Source organism: Streptomyces monticola, from assembly GCF_042665355.1.
GTDB classification, from domain to species: Bacteria; Actinomycetota; Actinomycetes; order Streptomycetales; family Streptomycetaceae; genus Streptomyces; species Streptomyces monticola.
Window position 1 is genome coordinate 290,604 of sequence record NZ_JBHTCF010000005.1, and the last position, 15,908, is coordinate 306,511.

General features: G+C 71.0%; 13 protein-coding genes. 4 read left to right on the forward strand and 9 right to left on the reverse strand.

Going from position 1 to position 15,908, the window contains the following annotated elements:
• Window positions 1-14 precede the first annotated feature (14 nt).
• The 3 genes from ACFQVC_RS14935 to ACFQVC_RS14945 are packed head-to-tail and all read right to left on the reverse strand — an operon-like array spanning window position 15 to window position 4,197.
• A complete protein-coding gene (locus tag ACFQVC_RS14935) occupies window positions 15-683 on the reverse strand; it encodes a response regulator (RefSeq protein ID WP_381830869.1) in 669 nt (222 codons plus the stop codon).
• Window positions 680-1,939 carry a sensor histidine kinase gene (locus ACFQVC_RS14940; RefSeq protein ID WP_381830870.1) on the reverse strand — a complete coding sequence of 420 codons (1,260 nt, stop codon included), beginning with the start codon at window positions 1,937-1,939 and terminating at the stop codon, window positions 680-682. Before ACFQVC_RS14940 ends, ACFQVC_RS14935 begins: the two co-directional genes overlap by 4 nt.
• 20 nt (window positions 1,940-1,959) lie before the next feature.
• Window positions 1,960-4,197 (reverse strand): MMPL family transporter, encoded by a 2,238-nt coding sequence (locus ACFQVC_RS14945; protein WP_381830871.1) that lies wholly within the window; start codon window positions 4,195-4,197, stop codon window positions 1,960-1,962.
• Between the two features lie 160 nt (window positions 4,198-4,357).
• Here ACFQVC_RS14945 and ACFQVC_RS14950 point away from each other — a divergent pair, with 160 nt between their 5' ends.
• The gene (locus tag ACFQVC_RS14950; protein WP_381830872.1) at window positions 4,358-4,969 is read left to right on the forward strand and encodes a hypothetical protein; all 612 of its coding nucleotides are present in this window, start codon (window positions 4,358-4,360) and stop codon (window positions 4,967-4,969) included.
• Window positions 4,970-5,187: 218 nt separating this feature from the next.
• Here the strand turns inward: ACFQVC_RS14950 and ACFQVC_RS14955 are convergent, their stop codons facing one another.
• From ACFQVC_RS14955 to ACFQVC_RS14965, 3 genes are all read right to left on the reverse strand, one after another.
• Entirely contained in the window at window positions 5,188-5,829 is a 642-nt protein-coding gene (locus ACFQVC_RS14955; RefSeq protein ID WP_381830873.1) for a superoxide dismutase, read from the reverse strand.
• A 136-nt stretch (window positions 5,830-5,965) separates the two neighbouring features.
• Entirely contained in the window at window positions 5,966-7,426 is a 1,461-nt protein-coding gene (locus ACFQVC_RS14960) for an amino acid permease (RefSeq protein ID WP_381830874.1), read from the reverse strand.
• 121 nt (window positions 7,427-7,547) lie between these two features.
• Window positions 7,548-8,966, reverse strand: a complete 1,419-nt coding sequence (locus tag ACFQVC_RS14965; RefSeq protein WP_381830875.1) for an amino acid permease — start codon at window positions 8,964-8,966, stop codon at window positions 7,548-7,550.
• Between the two features lie 257 nt (window positions 8,967-9,223).
• Between ACFQVC_RS14965 and ACFQVC_RS14970 the strand changes: the two genes are divergently transcribed.
• Window positions 9,224-9,805: a biotin transporter BioY gene (locus ACFQVC_RS14970; RefSeq protein WP_381830876.1), complete on the forward strand. Its 582-nt coding sequence runs from the start codon at window positions 9,224-9,226 to the stop codon at window positions 9,803-9,805.
• Window positions 9,806-9,949: 144 nt separating this feature from the next.
• On the opposite strand, the gene ACFQVC_RS14975 is transcribed toward ACFQVC_RS14970, so the two are convergent.
• Window positions 9,950-11,320 (reverse strand): FAD-binding oxidoreductase, encoded by a 1,371-nt coding sequence (locus tag ACFQVC_RS14975; RefSeq protein ID WP_381830877.1) that lies wholly within the window; start codon window positions 11,318-11,320, stop codon window positions 9,950-9,952.
• Window positions 11,321-11,499: 179 nt separating this feature from the next.
• Window positions 11,500-12,930 carry an amino acid permease gene (locus tag ACFQVC_RS14980; protein ID WP_381830878.1) on the reverse strand — a complete coding sequence of 477 codons (1,431 nt, stop codon included), beginning with the start codon at window positions 12,928-12,930 and terminating at the stop codon, window positions 11,500-11,502.
• 151 nt (window positions 12,931-13,081) lie between these two features.
• Here ACFQVC_RS14980 and ACFQVC_RS14985 point away from each other — a divergent pair, with 151 nt between their 5' ends.
• Window positions 13,082-13,567: a ribose-5-phosphate isomerase gene (locus tag ACFQVC_RS14985; RefSeq protein WP_381830879.1), complete on the forward strand. Its 486-nt coding sequence runs from the start codon at window positions 13,082-13,084 to the stop codon at window positions 13,565-13,567.
• Window positions 13,568-13,775: 208 nt separating this feature from the next.
• Window positions 13,776-14,597, forward strand: a complete 822-nt coding sequence (locus tag ACFQVC_RS14990; RefSeq protein WP_381831056.1) for an Fpg/Nei family DNA glycosylase — start codon at window positions 13,776-13,778, stop codon at window positions 14,595-14,597.
• Between the two features lie 70 nt (window positions 14,598-14,667).
• Here ACFQVC_RS14990 and ACFQVC_RS14995 read toward each other — a convergent pair whose 3' ends face one another.
• The gene (locus ACFQVC_RS14995) at window positions 14,668-15,900 is read right to left on the reverse strand and encodes a GNAT family N-acetyltransferase (RefSeq protein WP_381830880.1); all 1,233 of its coding nucleotides are present in this window, start codon (window positions 15,898-15,900) and stop codon (window positions 14,668-14,670) included.
• Between the last annotated feature and the right edge of the window lie 8 nt (window positions 15,901-15,908).

Genomic DNA, 15,908 nt, shown 5'->3' on the forward strand with positions numbered 1-15,908 from the left:
CACCCGCAGGTGCATCACCCCGGCCCCTCCGTGGAGCGCTGCAGCAACCCCCGCTCCAGCGCGATCACCACCGCGTGCGTACGGTCCTTCGCGTCCAGCTTCGCGAAGAGCCGCAGCAGATGTGTCTTCACCGTCGCCTCCGCGATCACAAGCCGGCGCCCGATCTCGGCGTTCGTCAGGCCGTCGGCGACCGCGTTGAGGACATCCACCTCACGGCCGGTCAGCGGCACTTGGGCCGGCTGCCGCATCCGCGCCACGAGCCGTTCCGCCACCCGCGGCGCGAGCACCGTCTCGCCCCTGGCCGCCGAGCGGATCGCGTCGGCCAGCTGCTCGCGGGTGGTGTCCTTCAGGAGATAGCCGATCGCCCCGGCCTCGACGCCGCGCTCGATGTCCGCGTCGGTGTCGTACGTCGTCAGGATGAGGACCCGGGTCCGCGGGTGCCGGGCGACGATCTCGGCGGTGGTGGCCACCCCGTCGAGCACCGGCATCCGCAGGTCGACCAGGGCCACGTCGGGGGAGTGGCGGGCCACGAGTCCGAGGGCGGCCCGGCCGTCACCGGCCTCGCCGACGATCTCGATGCCCGGCTCGGCGGCGAGCAGCGCGACCACCCCGGCGCGCATCACGGTGTGGTCGTCGACCACGACGATACGGACGGTCATGCCGTCACCCCGCTGGATGGTCATGCCGTCACCCCGCTCTCCTCGGCGCTCTGCCCGGCCGGGGCCGCGCCCGCCACCGGAATCCGCGCCAGGATCCGGGTGCCGTCACCGGGCGCGCTGGTGACGGTCAGCTCCCCGCCCAGTTCGGCGAGGCGTTTGCGCATCCCTTCGAGGCCGAAGCCGTGCGAGCGGACCGCGGCGAAACCGGCGCCGTCGTCGGTGATCTCGAGCTCCACGCCGTACGGCTGCCGCGCCAGGACCACGCCCACGGTGCCGGCGGCGGAGTGCTTGCGGACATTGGCCAGGGACTCCTGGGTGCAGCGCAGGAGTGCGATCCGGGTGGGCTGGTCGCAGTCGATGTCCCGCAGCTCCGCGTCGACGGTGAGCCCGGTGTCCTCGGCGAAACGGTCCAGGGTGCGGCGGAGCAGCTCGGCGAGCGTGCCCCGGTCGACCCGGTGGTTGTTCTGTGCGGAGCCGACGAGCACCCGGGCCTCGGCGAGGTTCTCGCGGGCGGTGGACTCGATGGACCGCAGCTGCCGGGCGCTCTTGCCCGGGTCGGACGGAAGCCCGGCCCTGGCCGCCTCCGCGAGGACCACGATCGAGGCGAAGCCCTGGGCGAGCGTGTCATGGATGTCACGGGCGAGGCGCTCACGCTCGTCCGCGGCGCCCTGGCGCTGGTGGGCCTCGGCGAGGCGTGCCTGGGTGTCCTCCAACTCCTCGATGAGACGGGCCCGTTCATCGCTCTGCGCGACAACCGCGTGCGCCCACAGGCCGATCAGGACCCCCACGGCGACGACGACCAGGACGGATACGAGGGTCTCGCCGAAGAACGCCGCCGACGGGCCCTGGCGCAGCGCGCTCCCGGTGAGCGCGGCGGCGGTGGCGAGCCCGAGGAAGACCAACGAGGCCCGCCGGCCGCGCCCGTACATCCAGAAGTGCGGCAGCGTCACCATGAACAGCGCCCCGAAGCCGCTGCGCAGATAGGCGAGCCCGCCCAGGCAGAGCACCAGGACCGTGAGATACGTGTGCGGGCCGACGACGGGGTTGCCGGGGAACCGGTCGAGGACCGTGTGGCCGATGACGACACAGCCGAGCAGGGCGAGCGCCGCGTACTTGCTCGCGCCCGGCCGGTCCATCGCGGCGAGCCCGACGGCCAGGGCCCCGAAGAGGATCCGGCACACCACGTTCCAGCGGCGCAGCGTCGGGTCCCGGAACAGGCCGGTGGCGAGTCCGGCGGCGGGCGTCGCGGCAAGAGCGGCAGGCGTCGCGGCAGGAGTCATGGCACTCAACGTACGTCGGTTCACCGTGCGTCGGCCGCCGTGATCCGGGCTCCGGGTGCTTTCGGCCTCCGCACGGTCCCGTCCGGCGGCGAGCCCCGGCGCCGTCCGGGACGCGACGGCCACCAGCTGGCCTCGGCGAGGAGCAGCATGGCCGAGGGCAGGATCACGATCCGGATGATGAAGGCGTCCAGGAGCACGGCGGTGGCCAGGACGAAGCCGATCTGCTTCATCTCGATGAGGTGCAGCGCGACGAAGGTGGCGAAGACGGTGACCATGACGACCGCCGCGCTGGTCACCACGCCCGCCGAGTTGCGTATCCCGTCGAGCACCGCCTGTCTCGTGGGCACACCGGCGAGGGCGGCCTCCCTGATCCGGCTGACCACGAACACCTGGTAGTCCATGGAGAGTCCGAAGAGGATCACGAAGAGGAACAGCGGCACCCGTGAGCCGATCGACCCGGTCGACTCGAAGGCGAGCAGGTTCTCGGCCCAACTCCCCTGGAACACAAGGACGAGCAGCCCGAGCGAGGCGGCCGCCGACAGCAGATTCAGTACGACGCCGAGCACACCGAGCACCACGGAGCGGAACGCCAGGGCCGTCATCACGAAGGTCACGAGGAGCAGCGCCCCGACGACGAGGGGCAGCTTGCCGCTCTGGTGCGCGGGGTAGTCGGCGTAGCGGGCGACGTCACCGGTCACGCCGGTCTCGGCGCCCGTGATCCGGCCGGTGGTCGCGGGCACGTAGTCGTCCCGCAGACGGGAGAGGGACGTGTGCGCCTCGTCGGAGTCGCCCAGGTACGGCACGGACAGTTCGAGGACGGCGACCCGGCGGTCGGCTGAGGTGCGAAGGCGCGGCTCACCGGTGAACAGGGGATCGGCCGCGGCCCGGCGCCCGAGTTCGCGCAGCGCGGCGCCGACCTGCCCGGCCCGGTCCGCGTCGGCGCGCACCACCACCTGGTGGGTGACGCGCAGTTCGGGGAAGGCCGCGTTGAGCCGGTCGTAGGTCCGCATGGCGGGGATCTCACCGGAGTGGGTGTCGCGGCTCATCTCGGTGAGGTTCAGGCCGGCGACGGGCGCGGCCAGGGCGAGCATCGCGAGGACCGAGACGGCCAGGGAGAGCGCGGGCCGCCGGCTCGCGGGCCGCATCAGGGCGTCCCATACGCGGCCGGAGCGCGCCCGGGAACGCCGCGGTGTACGCGGACGAGCACCGCGTGCGGCCATCCGCCGGGCCTTGCGCGCGGCCCTGCGCTCGGCGCGGCGGCCGAGCTTGACCAGGAGCGCGGGAAGCACGGTCAGGGAGCTGGCCACGGCGACCAGGACGACGACGATCGTGCCGGTGGCGAGCGAGGAGAAGATCACGTCGGAGGCGAGATAGAGCGTCGCCGTGGAGGCGACGACGGCAAGCCCGGACACGACGACGGCCCGTCCCGAGGTGGCCGCGGCCAGTTCCACGAGCGCCGCGGAGCTCAACTGCCCGCCGGCGCGGGCCCGTTCCTCGCGTTCCCGCTTCAGGTAGAAGAGCGTGTAGTCGACGCCGACGGCGAGCCCGATCATCAGGATCACATTCATGGAGACCCCGGCGTCGGGGGAGAGATGCGAGGCCAGCATCGACAGGCCGACGGCCCCGACGATCGACGACAGCGCGAGCAGCAGCGGCACCGCGGCCATCGCCACCGAGCCGAAGACGAGCAGCAGCGTGACCAGGGTGACCGGCAGCGCGATCCGCTCCGAAAGCGCCAGGTCCTTTGAGCGCTGGCCGTCGACCCCCTTGCTGACGGAGGCGCTGCCGGTCTGCTCGACCCGCAGCCCCGGGTGGGCGTCCTGGACGGCGGCGGTCTGGGCGAGCAGCGGGTCGACATGGTCCTGCGCCAGGCGCTCCTCGCCCTTCATGGCCACCTCGACCACGACCGCCGCGCCATCCCTCGCGGTGCGCGCCGCCGCCACCCCCGCGACCTCGGGCAGCTTCGCCATCCGGGTGCGCACCTCATCCGCGGCGGCCGCGGCGGCGCGCTCGTCCAGGGCGCCGGAGCGCGCGGTGATCAGCACCCGCTCGGTGGACTCCTGGAGGAGCCGTCCGTCGGCGGCCATGGCCTCGGCCCGGCCCGCCTCGCCCACCCGGTAGTCGGCACTCGTCGCGTCATGGGTGCCGACGGCGATACCCGCGCCGGGACACAGGGCGACGAACAGCAGCCAGCCGAGGATCGCGCGCCAGGGGTGCAGGGCGCTCCACCGGGCCGCGCGCACAGGGAGTTGATTCATACGGAAAGCCTGGTCGCCGGGGGGTGCGCGACGACAGCATCGCCCGGTGGGACTTGCCGTCCACCCATCGGCGGAAGGAGGCGGTGGGGAAAACCCCCGGCAGGCACTGCGGCCGGCCCCCCGACAGGCGCCCCGCCGTCTGCTCGTTTAGCGTCCCCGTATGGGCCAGGCCGACCTCGCAACCCCGCTGGGCCGCGACGGCGGCCGTGACGATCCGCGTATCCCGAACGGGAACGCCCCGTACGCGTCGCTGCGCCCGCGCCCCTACGACCGCGCGCTGCACCTGGTGTGCCGCGGCCTGCCCCCGCTGTGGGCGGCGCTCGGACTGCCGACGGCAGCGGCGACCCTGCGCCACTATCTGTGCGGCTCCGGCACCCCGTACCCCCTGGACGCCGGGGCCCTGCTCGCGCTGCCCGCGGTGCGCGCCGCGGCCGACGTACAGCTGGCCCGCTGGCGCGCGCAGGCCCTGGCGCTCGGCCCCGGTGTGTATCCCGCCGACAGCGGCTGGCGCGGTATCACCGTCACGCGCCGCCGCAGCGCGGACCTCTGGCTGGCGCTGCGCGGCGTCCAGTACCGCCTGAGTGGCACGGTCCGGGTCAAGGCGGGCGGCCGCACGGCCGTCACGTACCGCTTCGAGGTGCACAAGAGCTGGAACTTCGACCGCGGCGAATCCGAGTACGGCATCCCGTTCACCCCCTTCGCGAGGCTCCACGAGACGGGCCTGGCAAGGGAGTTCGCGGCGGCGGGCGAGCTCGACGGCCTGACGGCGTGACCGGCACCGAACGATTCGCGGGCGCCCCCGCACAGAGTGCAGACGACCCCCGCGAGTCACTCCCCCGGCTACCGCTGGGAGGTGCCCCCAGCGGGGGTCGTCCTTCTACCGCCTGCCCGGTGAAAGTTGAGAAGACGATCACGAGCAGGTGTTCTTGGCCGCTGTCCGGCTCAGGGCACGCCTTGGGGCACGCCTGATGGCATGCCCGAAGGCACGCCTTACGGGGCCAGCAGCAGGTTGTACGAGCGCTCCTTCGCGGCGGCGTAACGCTTCGCCACGTCCTGCCAGTTGACGACCGCCCACATCGCCTCGATGAAGTCCACCTTCTGGTTCTTGTACTGCAGATAGAAGGCGTGCTCCCAGGCGTCGAAGACCAGGATCGGCGTGGAGCCCTGGCCGACGTTGCCCTGGTGGTCGTAGATCTGCTCGACGACGAGACGGCCGCTGACCGGCTCGAAGGCGAGGACGCCCCAGCCCGAACCCTGCGTGGTCGCGGCGGCCTTGGTCAGCTGGGCCTTGAATCCGGCGAAGGAGCCGAAGGACTCGGCGATGGCGTCCGCGAGCTCGCCCACACCGTCCTTCTCCAGGGGCTCGCCGCCGCCGTCACCGGTCATGTTCTGCCAGTAGATGGAGTGCAGGATGTGGCCGGAAAGGTGAAAGGCGAGGTTCTTCTCAAGGCCGTTGATGGAGCCCCAGGTCTCCTTGTCGCGCGCCTCCGCCAGCTGCTCCAGCGTGTCGTTGGCGCCCTTCACGTAAGCCGCGTGGTGCTTGTCGTGGTGCAGCTCGATGATCTCGGGGCTGATCACGGGTGCCAACGCGGAGTAGTCATAAGGGAGTTCAGGAAGTGTGTAAACGGCCATCGGGGTCCCCTCCGGGCTCTTATTGCAAATAGCTTGCAACTGCAGGCTAGCAGCAACTGTCGCACGGGTCGCGGGCGGGCATGACGAAGGCCCCCACCCGTGTCGGGTGGGGGCCTCGCGGCGCGATGGTGCCGCGTCAGTCCTTGGCGTCGGCCTCGGCGCCGGCGGTGTCACCGGCCGGGGCGGCCGCCGTGCCGCGCGAGCGCGACCACTGCAGCGCGAGCCCGGTCAGGGCGAGCACGACGGTCAGGCCGCCCGTGTAGTACAGCTGCACCCGGGTGCCCTCCTCACGCGCCATCAGAACGAAGACCGTCGCCATGCCGGCGAGGGCCACCCAGGTCAGATACGGGTACGCCCACATCTTCACGACCAGCTTCTCCGGCGCCTCACGCTGCAGCTTGGCGCGCATCCGCAGCTGGGCGGCGGCGATGAAGAACCAGACGACCAGGATGATCGCGCCGATGATGTTGAGCAGCCAGGCGAACAGGGTCTCCGGGTACCAGTAGCTGAGCAGCACGCAGACGAAACCGAAGACGCTGGAGGTCAGCACGGCGACCCGCGGCACACCGCCGGAGACCTTGCCGAGCGCCTTCGGCCCCTGGCCGCGCGAGACCAGCGAGCCGGCCATACGGGAGGCGCCGTAGATGTTGGCGTTCATCGCGGACAGCAGGGCGATGAGCACGACGACGTTCATGATCTGGCCCGCGGCCGGCAGGCCGAGGTGCTCCAGGGTCACGACGTAGGAACCCTTGTCCGGGTTGGGGAGCGCCGGGTTGTCCCACGGCACGAGCGTCACGATGACGGCCATCGAGCCGACGTAGAAGATCGCGATCCGCCACATCGCGGTGCGCACCGCCTTGGCCACGCCCTGGATGGGGTGCTCGGACTCGGCCGCGGCGATGGTGACGGTCTCCAGGCCGCCGTACGCGAAGACGGAGGCCAGGAGTCCGACGATCAGCCCCTCGCTGCCGTTGGGGAAGAAGCCGCCCTGGCCGGTGAGATTGGACAGGCCGGGCGCTTCGTTGTCCGGCAGCACGCCCGCGATCGCGAGCACGCCGATGCCGAGGAAGAGGACGATCGCGCCGATCTTGAGCGCGGCGAACCAGAACTCGAACTCACCGAAGTTGCGCACCGAGATCAGGTTCGTGACACAGAACATCAGCATGAACAGGGCCACGAAGCCCCACTCGGGCACGCTCGGGATCCAGCCGTGCATGATCTTCGCGGCGCCGATGCCCTCGAGGCCCACGGCCACGCAGAGCAGGAACCAGAAGGACCAGCCCGCGGTGAAGCCGGCCCAGGGGCCGATCGCCCGCTCGGCGTGCACCGAGAAGGAGCCGGATGCGGGGTTGGCGGCGGACATCTCGCCGAGCATCCGCATCACGAGCATGACGAGGGCGCCGGATATCGCATACGCGACGATGATCGACGGCCCTGCGGCGGCGATGGCGGCACCGGAGCCCACGAAGAGGCCGGCCCCGATCACACCACCGAGGGCGATCATGGAAAGGTGGCGCTGTTTCAGGCTGTTGGAGAGCGGTGAGCCGCCCGCCGAGGTGCCCGACACTTCCTCTTTATCCAGCGTTGTCCGAGTCATGGTCGCGGGGGGTCCAGTACGTGAGACGGTAGAGGCACCCGTCAGTGTGAGCGCCCTCACCGCTCAGCAGAAGATCCGGCCCGCTATCCGGACAACTTGCTTACGGTACGTGGGAGTTCGGTCACTTCCCGTTGCTTCGCCGGTCCCGCACCTCGCGCAGCCCCGCCACCACGAGGACCGCGGCCGCCGCTCCCGCCGACCACAGCAGCTGCGGCCGGGCCGCGGAGTCCGTCAGCATCAGGCCGACCACCGTGGCCATGGCGGCGAGCGCGGCCCAGGTCAGCCACGGGAAGCACCACATCTTCAGGACGAGCCGCTCGGGCGCCGACTCCTCGATCTGCCGCCGCAGCCGCAGCTGCGACACGGCGATCAGCGCCCACACGAAGATCAGGACGGCGCCCACGGCGTTGAGCATGTAGAGGAAGACGGAGTCGGGCCACTTCAGATTGAGCAGCACGGACACGAAGCCGAAAGCGACCGAGGCGAGCACGGCCCGCCGCGGCACCCCGCCCTTCGACACCTTGAGCAGCGCCTTCGGCGCCTCACCGCGCTCGGCGAGCGAGAAGACCATCCGCGAGGAGCCGTACAGATTGGCGTTGAGCGCCGAGAGCAGCGCCACGAACACCACGATGTTCATGATCTGCCCGGCCGACGGCACCCCGATCGAGTCGAGCACGGTGACATACGGGCTGAGCCCGGCCTTCTGCGCCGTCCACGGCAGCACCGTCACGATGACCAGCATCGAGCCCACGTAGAAGAAGAGGATCCGCCACACCGCGCTGCGCACGGCCCGTGACACCGAGCGCGCAGGGTCGTCCGACTCGGCGGCCGCGATCGTCACGACCTCCAGGCCGCCGAAGGCGAAGACGACGGCCAGGACCCCGGAGATCACACCGGCCCACCCATGGGGCAGGAACCCGCCCTGGCCGGTCAGGTTGGTGAGCCCGACCGGATCCGTGTCGGGAAGAACCCCGAAGACGGCGAGCCCGCCGAGCACCAGGAAGAGCACGATGGCGCCGACCTTGAGCGCGGCGAACCAGAACTCGAACTCACCGAAGTTCCGCACGGCCGTGAGGTTCGTGGCGGTGAACACCACCATGAAGATCAGCACCCAGGCCCACTGCGGCACGGCGGAGACCCAGCCGTTCGCGATCTGCGCGGCCGCCGTCGCCTCCACGGCGAGCACCACGACGAGCAGGAACCAGTACAGCCAGCCGGCGCTGAACCCCGCCCAGCGGCCGATTGCCCGCTCGGCGTGCACCGAGAAGGACCCGGACGCGGGCATGGCGGCGGACATCTCGCCGAGCATCCGCATCACCAGCATCGCGAGCACACCCGCGATCAGATACGACAGGACGATGCCGGGACCGGCGACCGCGATCCCCGCACCCGAGCCCACGAAGAGCCCGGCGCCGATCACTCCGCCCAGCCCGAGCATGGTCAGATGGCGCTGCTTGAGCGCGGCGGAGAGCGGCTCGGACTCCTGGACAAGTCGCTTCGGATCCTGCGGCTCGGCCTGGCCGGCCGGGGCATCGTGCATGGTGGTGGGCGCTCTCAGGAATTTGGTGGGACCCCACAGTGTCTCCCGCCACGGCCGACTCGCGCAAAACGGACACCATTGCCCTGTTCTCCCGTGACGAGCGTCACGCGGCCCCCGGTCCGCCCGCCCCTCTTTGTTTGGATCGCACGACACCACCAACCACCGCTTTGTACCCGCCTCATGGTGATCCGCCGCAGGCCCTTCGGCTAACGTCACGATGTCCCGCACCACCACCCCCGTCCTGCCAGGGAGCCCCCATGGCCACAGCCGCCGTCACCACCCGCCCCGGCCAGGTCCTGGCCGACCTGCTGCCCGCCTCGCGCACGAAGGATGTCGCCCTGGTCGTCGGCGGCGCCGTGCTCACCGGCATAGCCGCGCAGATCGTGGTCCCGGTCCCCGGCTCCCCGGTCCCGGTCACCGGCCAGACCTTCGCCGCCCTGCTCGTCGGCACCGCGCTCGGCGCCCGCCGCGGCCTGCTCTCCCTCGCCCTCTACGCCCTCGTCGGCCTCGCAGGCGTGCCGTGGTTCCAGGGCGGCACCTCCGGCCTGACCGCGTCCTTCGGCTACATCCTCGGCATGCTCCTCGCCGCCACGGTGGCCGGCGAACTGGCCCGCCGCGGCGGCGACCGCTCGGCGCTGCGCATGGCGGGCACGATGGCCATCGGCTCGGCCGTGATCTACGCGGTGGGCGTGCCGTGGCTGATGGCGCACGCGGGGATGTCCTTCCCGGCCGCCCTCGCGGCGGGCGTGACGCCCTTCCTCATCGGCGACGCCCTGAAGGCGGCTTTGGCGATGGGCGTACTGCCGTCGACCTGGAAGCTCCTGGGCCGCCGAGGCTGAGACTGCTTCGCCATCGCCGGACGGGCTGAATTTTCAGCCCGTCCGGCGATTATTTTCAGCCCGTCCGGCGATTGAGGACAACGGGGTCTGGGGCGGAGCCCCAGTTACGGGAAGGGGCGGGGCTGGGGAAACAGCCCTGCAGGGCTAACTCCCCACACCCGGCCGGATGTTGTACGTGTGCCGGAACACGTTCCCGGGGTCGTAGGCGGCCTTCACCTCACCCAGCCGCCGCAGCGCGTCCTCCTCATACACATCCCGCACAACCCCCTCCCCGAACTCCCCGAACAGATGGTTCAGATTCCGCCCCACCCGCACCGGCACCAACGGCGCGAGCACCCGCTCATGAACGTCCCGAGCCTCATCCCGCTCCATGTCGAACAGCGCGGACAGCGCCGTCACCAGGAACCGCGCATCCCGGTGCCCCACCGGATTCGGCACCTTCGGCTCCCGCCCGAGCGCACCGCCCAAGTGCTTGATCTGCACGATGGCCCCGGTACGGGCCTCGGCACCGGTCAGTGACCGCACGGCCTCCGCGGGCACGGCGGTGACCAGCGCGTTGTCACCGTCGTAGGGGTGCGGATGGGGCGGGTCACTGTGAATCGTGTGGCTCTCGCTGTACGGCATGACCCGCAGGTTGTCGACGAGCGGAGCGCTCACCGCTCGCAGCGGCGCGACCAGCCGCTCACCCTCCTCCGCGCTGCCGGTGAACGCGACCCGTACCGACATCACGTAGCGTCCGCGGAACGCCTCGGGTGCGAACGGCGCGTCCGGCCAGGACATCAGCGCCACCGACGAGGTCAGCTCGTCGGGCAGATCCGCGGTCCACTCCAGGTACGCGGCGAGCGCGGGCTCCACCTGCTCGTCGGCGTAGGCGAGGATGCCGCCGTACACCTCGGGCAGCGCCACCAGGTCGAACTCCACGGCCGTCACGGCCCCGAAGTTCCCCCCGCCCCCGCGCACCGCCCAGAACAGCTCGGGCTCGCTGTCGGCGGTGACATGGTGCAGGGTGCCGTCCGCCGTCACGAGGTCGAGGGCACGCACATGGTCGGCGGCGTAGCCGAACTGCCGTCCCAGGATGCCGAGTCCGCCGCCGGTGAGATAGCCGACGACGCCGACGCCCGGGGCGGAGCCGTTGATGGGGGCGAGCCCGTGCGCGGCCGCGGCCTCGATGACCTCGGCCCAGCGCACCCCGGCGGCGGCGTGTGCGGTCCTGGCGGCGGGGTCGATCCGCAGTTCCTTCATCCGCCCGGTGGTGATCAGGACGCCGCCGTCCGCCGCGGCGGAGAGGCCGTGCCCGGTGGACTGCACGGCGACGCCGAGCCCGTGCGTATGGGCGTAGGCGACCGCGGCCCGGACGTCATCGGCGTTCTCGGCGCCGACGATGAGCGCCGGACGGTGGGAGTAGGCGGCCTGGAAGCCCGCGCGCTCCTCGTCGTAGTCCGCGTGCCCGGGGTGCAGGACGGGGCCCTGGATACCGCTGAGTGCCGTGTCGCTGAGCGTTGAGTTCTCGTTCATGGGAAGAACTCTCCCCGCATAACCTGACAGTTCCCGTCAGCTTTTCCCGGAGCGCGAAAACGGCGCCCCCGCGACGCGAAAACGGCGCCCCCGCGACATCGTGGGGGCGCCGTGAGCGCAGGCCAGGGGACCGCAGGCCAGGGAACCTGCAGGCCAGGGAACCTGCAGGCCAGGGTGGCTCAGGCGGCCGACCGCAGCCGCCGCCGCTCCCGTACCACCGCGATCCCGATCACGAGCGCCGCGACGAGCAGCGAGAGCAGTACCTGCTCACGGCCGCTGTCGTCGAAGAGCATGTAGACGAGCACGAACGTGATCATGCCGATGGTCGCCCAGGTCAGGGCCGGGAACAGCCACATCTTCACGACCAGCTTCTCCGGCGCCTCGCGCAGGATGATGCCGCGCATCTTCAGCTGCGTGAAGCAGATCACCAGCCACACGAACAGGGCGACGGCACCGGAGGAGTTGAGCAGGAACGCGAAGACGGTGTCGGGCCACTTGTAGTTGAAGAAGACGGCCACGAAGCCGAAGACGACCGAGCCGAGGATCGCGGCCCGCGGCACACCGCCCGGGGTGGTCTTCGCGAAGGCCTTGGGCGCGTCACCGCGCTTGCCGAGCGAGAAGGCCATCCGGGAGGCGGTGTAGAGGCCGGAGTTCAGGCAGGAGAGCACGGCCGTCAGGACGATCACGTTCATGACCTGGCCGGCGTGCGGGATGCCGATCGAGTTCAGGGCGGCGATGTAGGAGCCGTCCTTCTCGATGGACTCGGTGTTCCACGGCAGCAGCGTGAGGACCACGAAGATCGAGCCGAGGTAGAAGATGCCGATACGCCAGATCACGCTGTTGGTGGCCTTGGTGACGGCCCGCTGCGGGTCCTCGGACTCACCGGCGGCGAGCGTCACGATCTCGCTGCCCATGAAGGAGAAGACGACCATCAGCACACCGGTGAGGATCGCGCCCGGGCCGTGCGGGAAGAACCCGCCGGTGTCGGTGAGATGCGCGAAGCCCGCGCCAGGGTTGTCGGAGCCGGGCAGGACACCGAAGACGGCGAGCAGGCCGATCACCACGAAGGCGCCGATCGCGACGACCTTGATACCGGCGAACCAGAACTCGAACTCGCCGTAGGAGCCGACCGAGACGAGGTTGGTGGCGGTCAGCACCACCATCACGATGAGCGCCCAGCCCCACTGCGGCACGGCGGGTATCCAGCCTTCCAGGATGTCCGCGCCCGCGGTGGCCTCGACGGCGAGCACCACGACCCAGAAGAACCAGTAGAGCCAGCCGATGGAGAATCCGGCCCAGCGGCCGAGCGCGCGGTCGGCGTACTCGGAGAAGGACCCCGAGGTCGGATTCGCCGCGGCCATCTCACCGAGCATCCGCATCACGAGGACGACCATCGCGCCGACGAGGGCGTACGAGATGAGGATGGCCGGACCTGCGGCGGCGATTCCGGCGCCGGAGCCGACGAAGAGGCCGGCCCCGATCACACCACCGATGGCGATCATGGAAAGATGGCGGTTCTTGAGCCCTGCCTTCAGGCCGTCGCCGGACGGAGCCTCCCCTGGGTCGCCGGAGTGGCTGTCTTGCTTCGCAAGGGACGGTTGCGAGGTCATGGACGAATCCTTAAGTTCTCGGGTTACGAGCCCATGCATTCAATCCCTTGACCGGCAAGAGACGGAAGACCCGATTCCGGATCGTTGTACGAGGGCGAAGGTCCCGACCCGGACGCGACTCCGGGTCACCGGACGTGCCACACTCAGTCCCATGCGCGTGTACCTCGGCTCGGATCATGCCGGTTATGAACTCAAGAACCACCTCGTCGAGTGGCTGAAGGCCCATGGCCACGAGCCCGTGGACTGCGGTCCGCACATCTATGACGCCCAGGACGACTACCCGCCGTTCTGCCTGCGCGCCGCGGAGCGCACGGCCGCGGACCCGGAGGCCCTCGGCATCGTGATCGGCGGCTCCGGCAACGGCGAGCAGATCGCCGCGAACAAGGTCAAGGGCGTGCGCTGCGCCCTCGCCTGGAGCGAGCAGACCGCCGCGCTCGGCCGTGAGCACAACAACGCGAACGTGGTCTCGATCGGTGGCCGTATGCACACGGTCGACGAGGCGACGAAGTTCGTGGAGATCTTCCTCGCCACGCCTTACTCGGACGAGGAGCGCCACACGCGCCGCATCGAGATGCTCTCCGAGTACGAGGCCACGGGCAAGCTCCCCGAGATCCCGGCACACCACCCGCAGGGCTGAAAGCCGGCCTGCCCGGCGATCGAAGACAAGGCCGTCCGCAGGCCGGGCCGTCCTTGGGCCAGGCGCTCCGCAGGCCAGGCCGTCCACAGGCCACGCGGCGGCAGCCGCACATGGGACACAGCCGGCAAGGGGCGGGCAGGGGAAGACACCCCGCCCGCCCCGCGCCATGACCGCACCCCGGACCGCACCCCGCAAGGAGACCCTCGTCGTGCCCGAAGGCCACACCATCCACCGGCTGGCCGCCGATCACCGCGAGCGGTTCCTCGACCGAGGCGTCCGCGTCACCAGCCCCCAGGGCAAGTTCTCCGACGCGGCGGCCCTGCTCGACGGCCAGGTCATGGACGGCGCCGAGGCCCACGGCAAGCACCTCTTCCTCGGCTTCGGCGCGGCCGGCCACATCCATATCCACCTCGGCCTCTTCGGCAAGCTGAACTTCGGCACCACCCCCGCGCCCCCGCCCACCGACACCGTCCGCCTGCGCCTCACCGGCGAGCGGGCGTACGCGGATCTGCGCGGCCCCACCACCTGCGCGCTGATCACGGAGGGCGAGAAGCAGGCGATACACGACCGCCTCGGCCCCGACCCGCTGCGCGCCGCCGACGACCCGGTCAACGACCCGGACAAGGCGTGGCGGCGGATCTCCCGCTCCCGCACCACCATTGCCGCGCTGCTCATGGACCAGAAGGTCATCGCGGGCGTCGGCAACGTCTACCGGGCCGAGGTCCTCTTCCGGCACCGCATCGACCCGTACCGCCAGGGCAAGGACCTCACGCACGACGAGTGGACCGCGATCTGGCAGGACCTGGTCGAGCTGATGCACGAGGGGGTACGCCTCAACCGCATCGACACCGTCCGCCCCGAGCACACCCCCGAGGCCATGGGCCGCGCACCGCGCGTCGACGACCACGGCGGCGAGGTGTACGTGTACCGCAGGGCCATGCTGCCCTGCCATATCTGTGGCGGCGAGATCCGCACCGCCGATCTCGCCGCCCGCAATCTGTTCTGGTGCCCCGCCTGCCAAAAGCGCTGAGGCGCCCGGCAGTTCAGGTCCTCCGGGGGACGGGCCGTTCAGGAGCCGGGCCGTCCGGGGGCAGGGTCGTTCAGAAGCCGTGCGGCAGCCAGGGCAGCACCGGAGCCGCGAACGCCGCCGAGGCCTCGGCGAGAGCGCCTTCGCGCAGCTCCCGCACCCGCCCGGCCGCCGCCAGCGCGGTGAGCGCGGTGCCGCCCAGATAGGCGGAGCCCAACTCCCGTACGGACAGGGCGAGTTCGGCGGGGTCCTCGGTGCGTACACAGCTCGCGCCCTTGGGGCCGCCGGTCAGCCGCCAGCGGCCCTCGTTCCACGGGCAGAAGGAGTCCGTCACGTCCAGGACGACATCGACGTCCGTGGCATACGTACGGGCTTCGAGGGCCGCGCCGACCTCGACGGGGCGTAGATAGAGGCCGTCGCGCAGCCGTACCGCGCAGCGGCGGATGTCGGAGACGAGATGCAGCCAGGCGTCGTCGGCGGGACGGTTGCGGACCTTGACCGTCGAGGTCAGGTCGATGTCGAAGAGGAACTGCCACAGCGCCCCGTACGCCGCCGGGTCCAGGGCCTCCAGGTCCCGCAGGATCACCGTGCCCTCGGGGACGGCGCCGGGCTGCCACTGCGCCTTGTTGTGATAGCGGGCATAGCCGACCGTCTCGCCCCCGCGCTCCGCGACGACACACTGCAGCGCCCCCGCGCCGCCGCGGTCCTCGGGCGGGTCGAGCACCCCTTGCCGCTCCCAGCCGGGCTGCCGCGCCAGCATGCCGGGACGGGCGGCCACCGACTGTGCGTACACCGCCTCGCACTGCTCGAGGACATCGGCCGGCTTGGCGAGCCGGAGCCTGATCTCCTCGGTGCCGGGCGGGAGTTGGAGCCGTACCAGGGACGACTGGATGTCCGCCATGAGCTGCTGTGTCGCCGCGCCGTACCCGAACCGGCCGTAGATGGCGGGCTCGGACGCGGTGAGCAAGGCGAGCGGTTCGCCCAGGGCGCGGATGTCGTCGAGCTGGCGCCGCATCATGGCGGTGAGCAGCCCGCGCCGCCGGTGGGTCGGCGCGACGCTCACCATCGTGACGCCGGCGGCGGGCACGAGCGCACCGCCGGGCACGCTCAGGCGGAACGAGAAGGCGCCGGCGGTGGCGACCACCTCGTCACCGTCCCAGACGCCGATGGACCGCTCGCACTCCGTCACGGAACGGTCGAACTCCCGCTCCTCCTCGGCCTCCCGCCCGCCGAACGCGAGCTCGAGATTGCTGAACCAGCGGTCCCAGTCATCGGGTCGCAGCACCCGGACGTCAGTCGTCGTCATGGCACCTG

Coding starts and splice junctions, on each gene's coding strand:
- ACFQVC_RS14960 (WP_381830874.1), bottom strand. CDS start 7,426: ATGACTCGGACAACGCTGGATAAAGAGGAAGTGTCGGGCACCTCGGCG.
- ACFQVC_RS14975 (WP_381830877.1), bottom strand. CDS start 11,320: ATGAACGAGAACTCAACGCTCAGCGACACGGCACTCAGCGGTATCCAG.
- ACFQVC_RS14935 (WP_381830869.1), bottom strand. CDS start 683: ATGACCATCCAGCGGGGTGACGGCATGACCGTCCGTATCGTCGTGGTC.
- ACFQVC_RS14955 (WP_381830873.1), bottom strand. CDS start 5,829: ATGGCCGTTTACACACTTCCTGAACTCCCTTATGACTACTCCGCGTTG.
- ACFQVC_RS14980 (WP_381830878.1), bottom strand. CDS start 12,930: ATGACCTCGCAACCGTCCCTTGCGAAGCAAGACAGCCACTCCGGCGAC.
- ACFQVC_RS14965 (WP_381830875.1), bottom strand. CDS start 8,966: ATGCACGATGCCCCGGCCGGCCAGGCCGAGCCGCAGGATCCGAAGCGA.
- ACFQVC_RS14940 (WP_381830870.1), bottom strand. CDS start 1,939: ATGACTCCTGCCGCGACGCCTGCCGCTCTTGCCGCGACGCCCGCCGCC.
- ACFQVC_RS14985 (WP_381830879.1), top strand. CDS start 13,082: ATGCGCGTGTACCTCGGCTCGGATCATGCCGGTTATGAACTCAAGAAC.
- ACFQVC_RS14950 (WP_381830872.1), top strand. CDS start 4,358: ATGGGCCAGGCCGACCTCGCAACCCCGCTGGGCCGCGACGGCGGCCGT.
- ACFQVC_RS14995 (WP_381830880.1), bottom strand. CDS start 15,900: ATGACGACGACTGACGTCCGGGTGCTGCGACCCGATGACTGGGACCGC.
- ACFQVC_RS14970 (WP_381830876.1), top strand. CDS start 9,224: ATGGCCACAGCCGCCGTCACCACCCGCCCCGGCCAGGTCCTGGCCGAC.
- ACFQVC_RS14945 (WP_381830871.1), bottom strand. CDS start 4,197: ATGAATCAACTCCCTGTGCGCGCGGCCCGGTGGAGCGCCCTGCACCCC.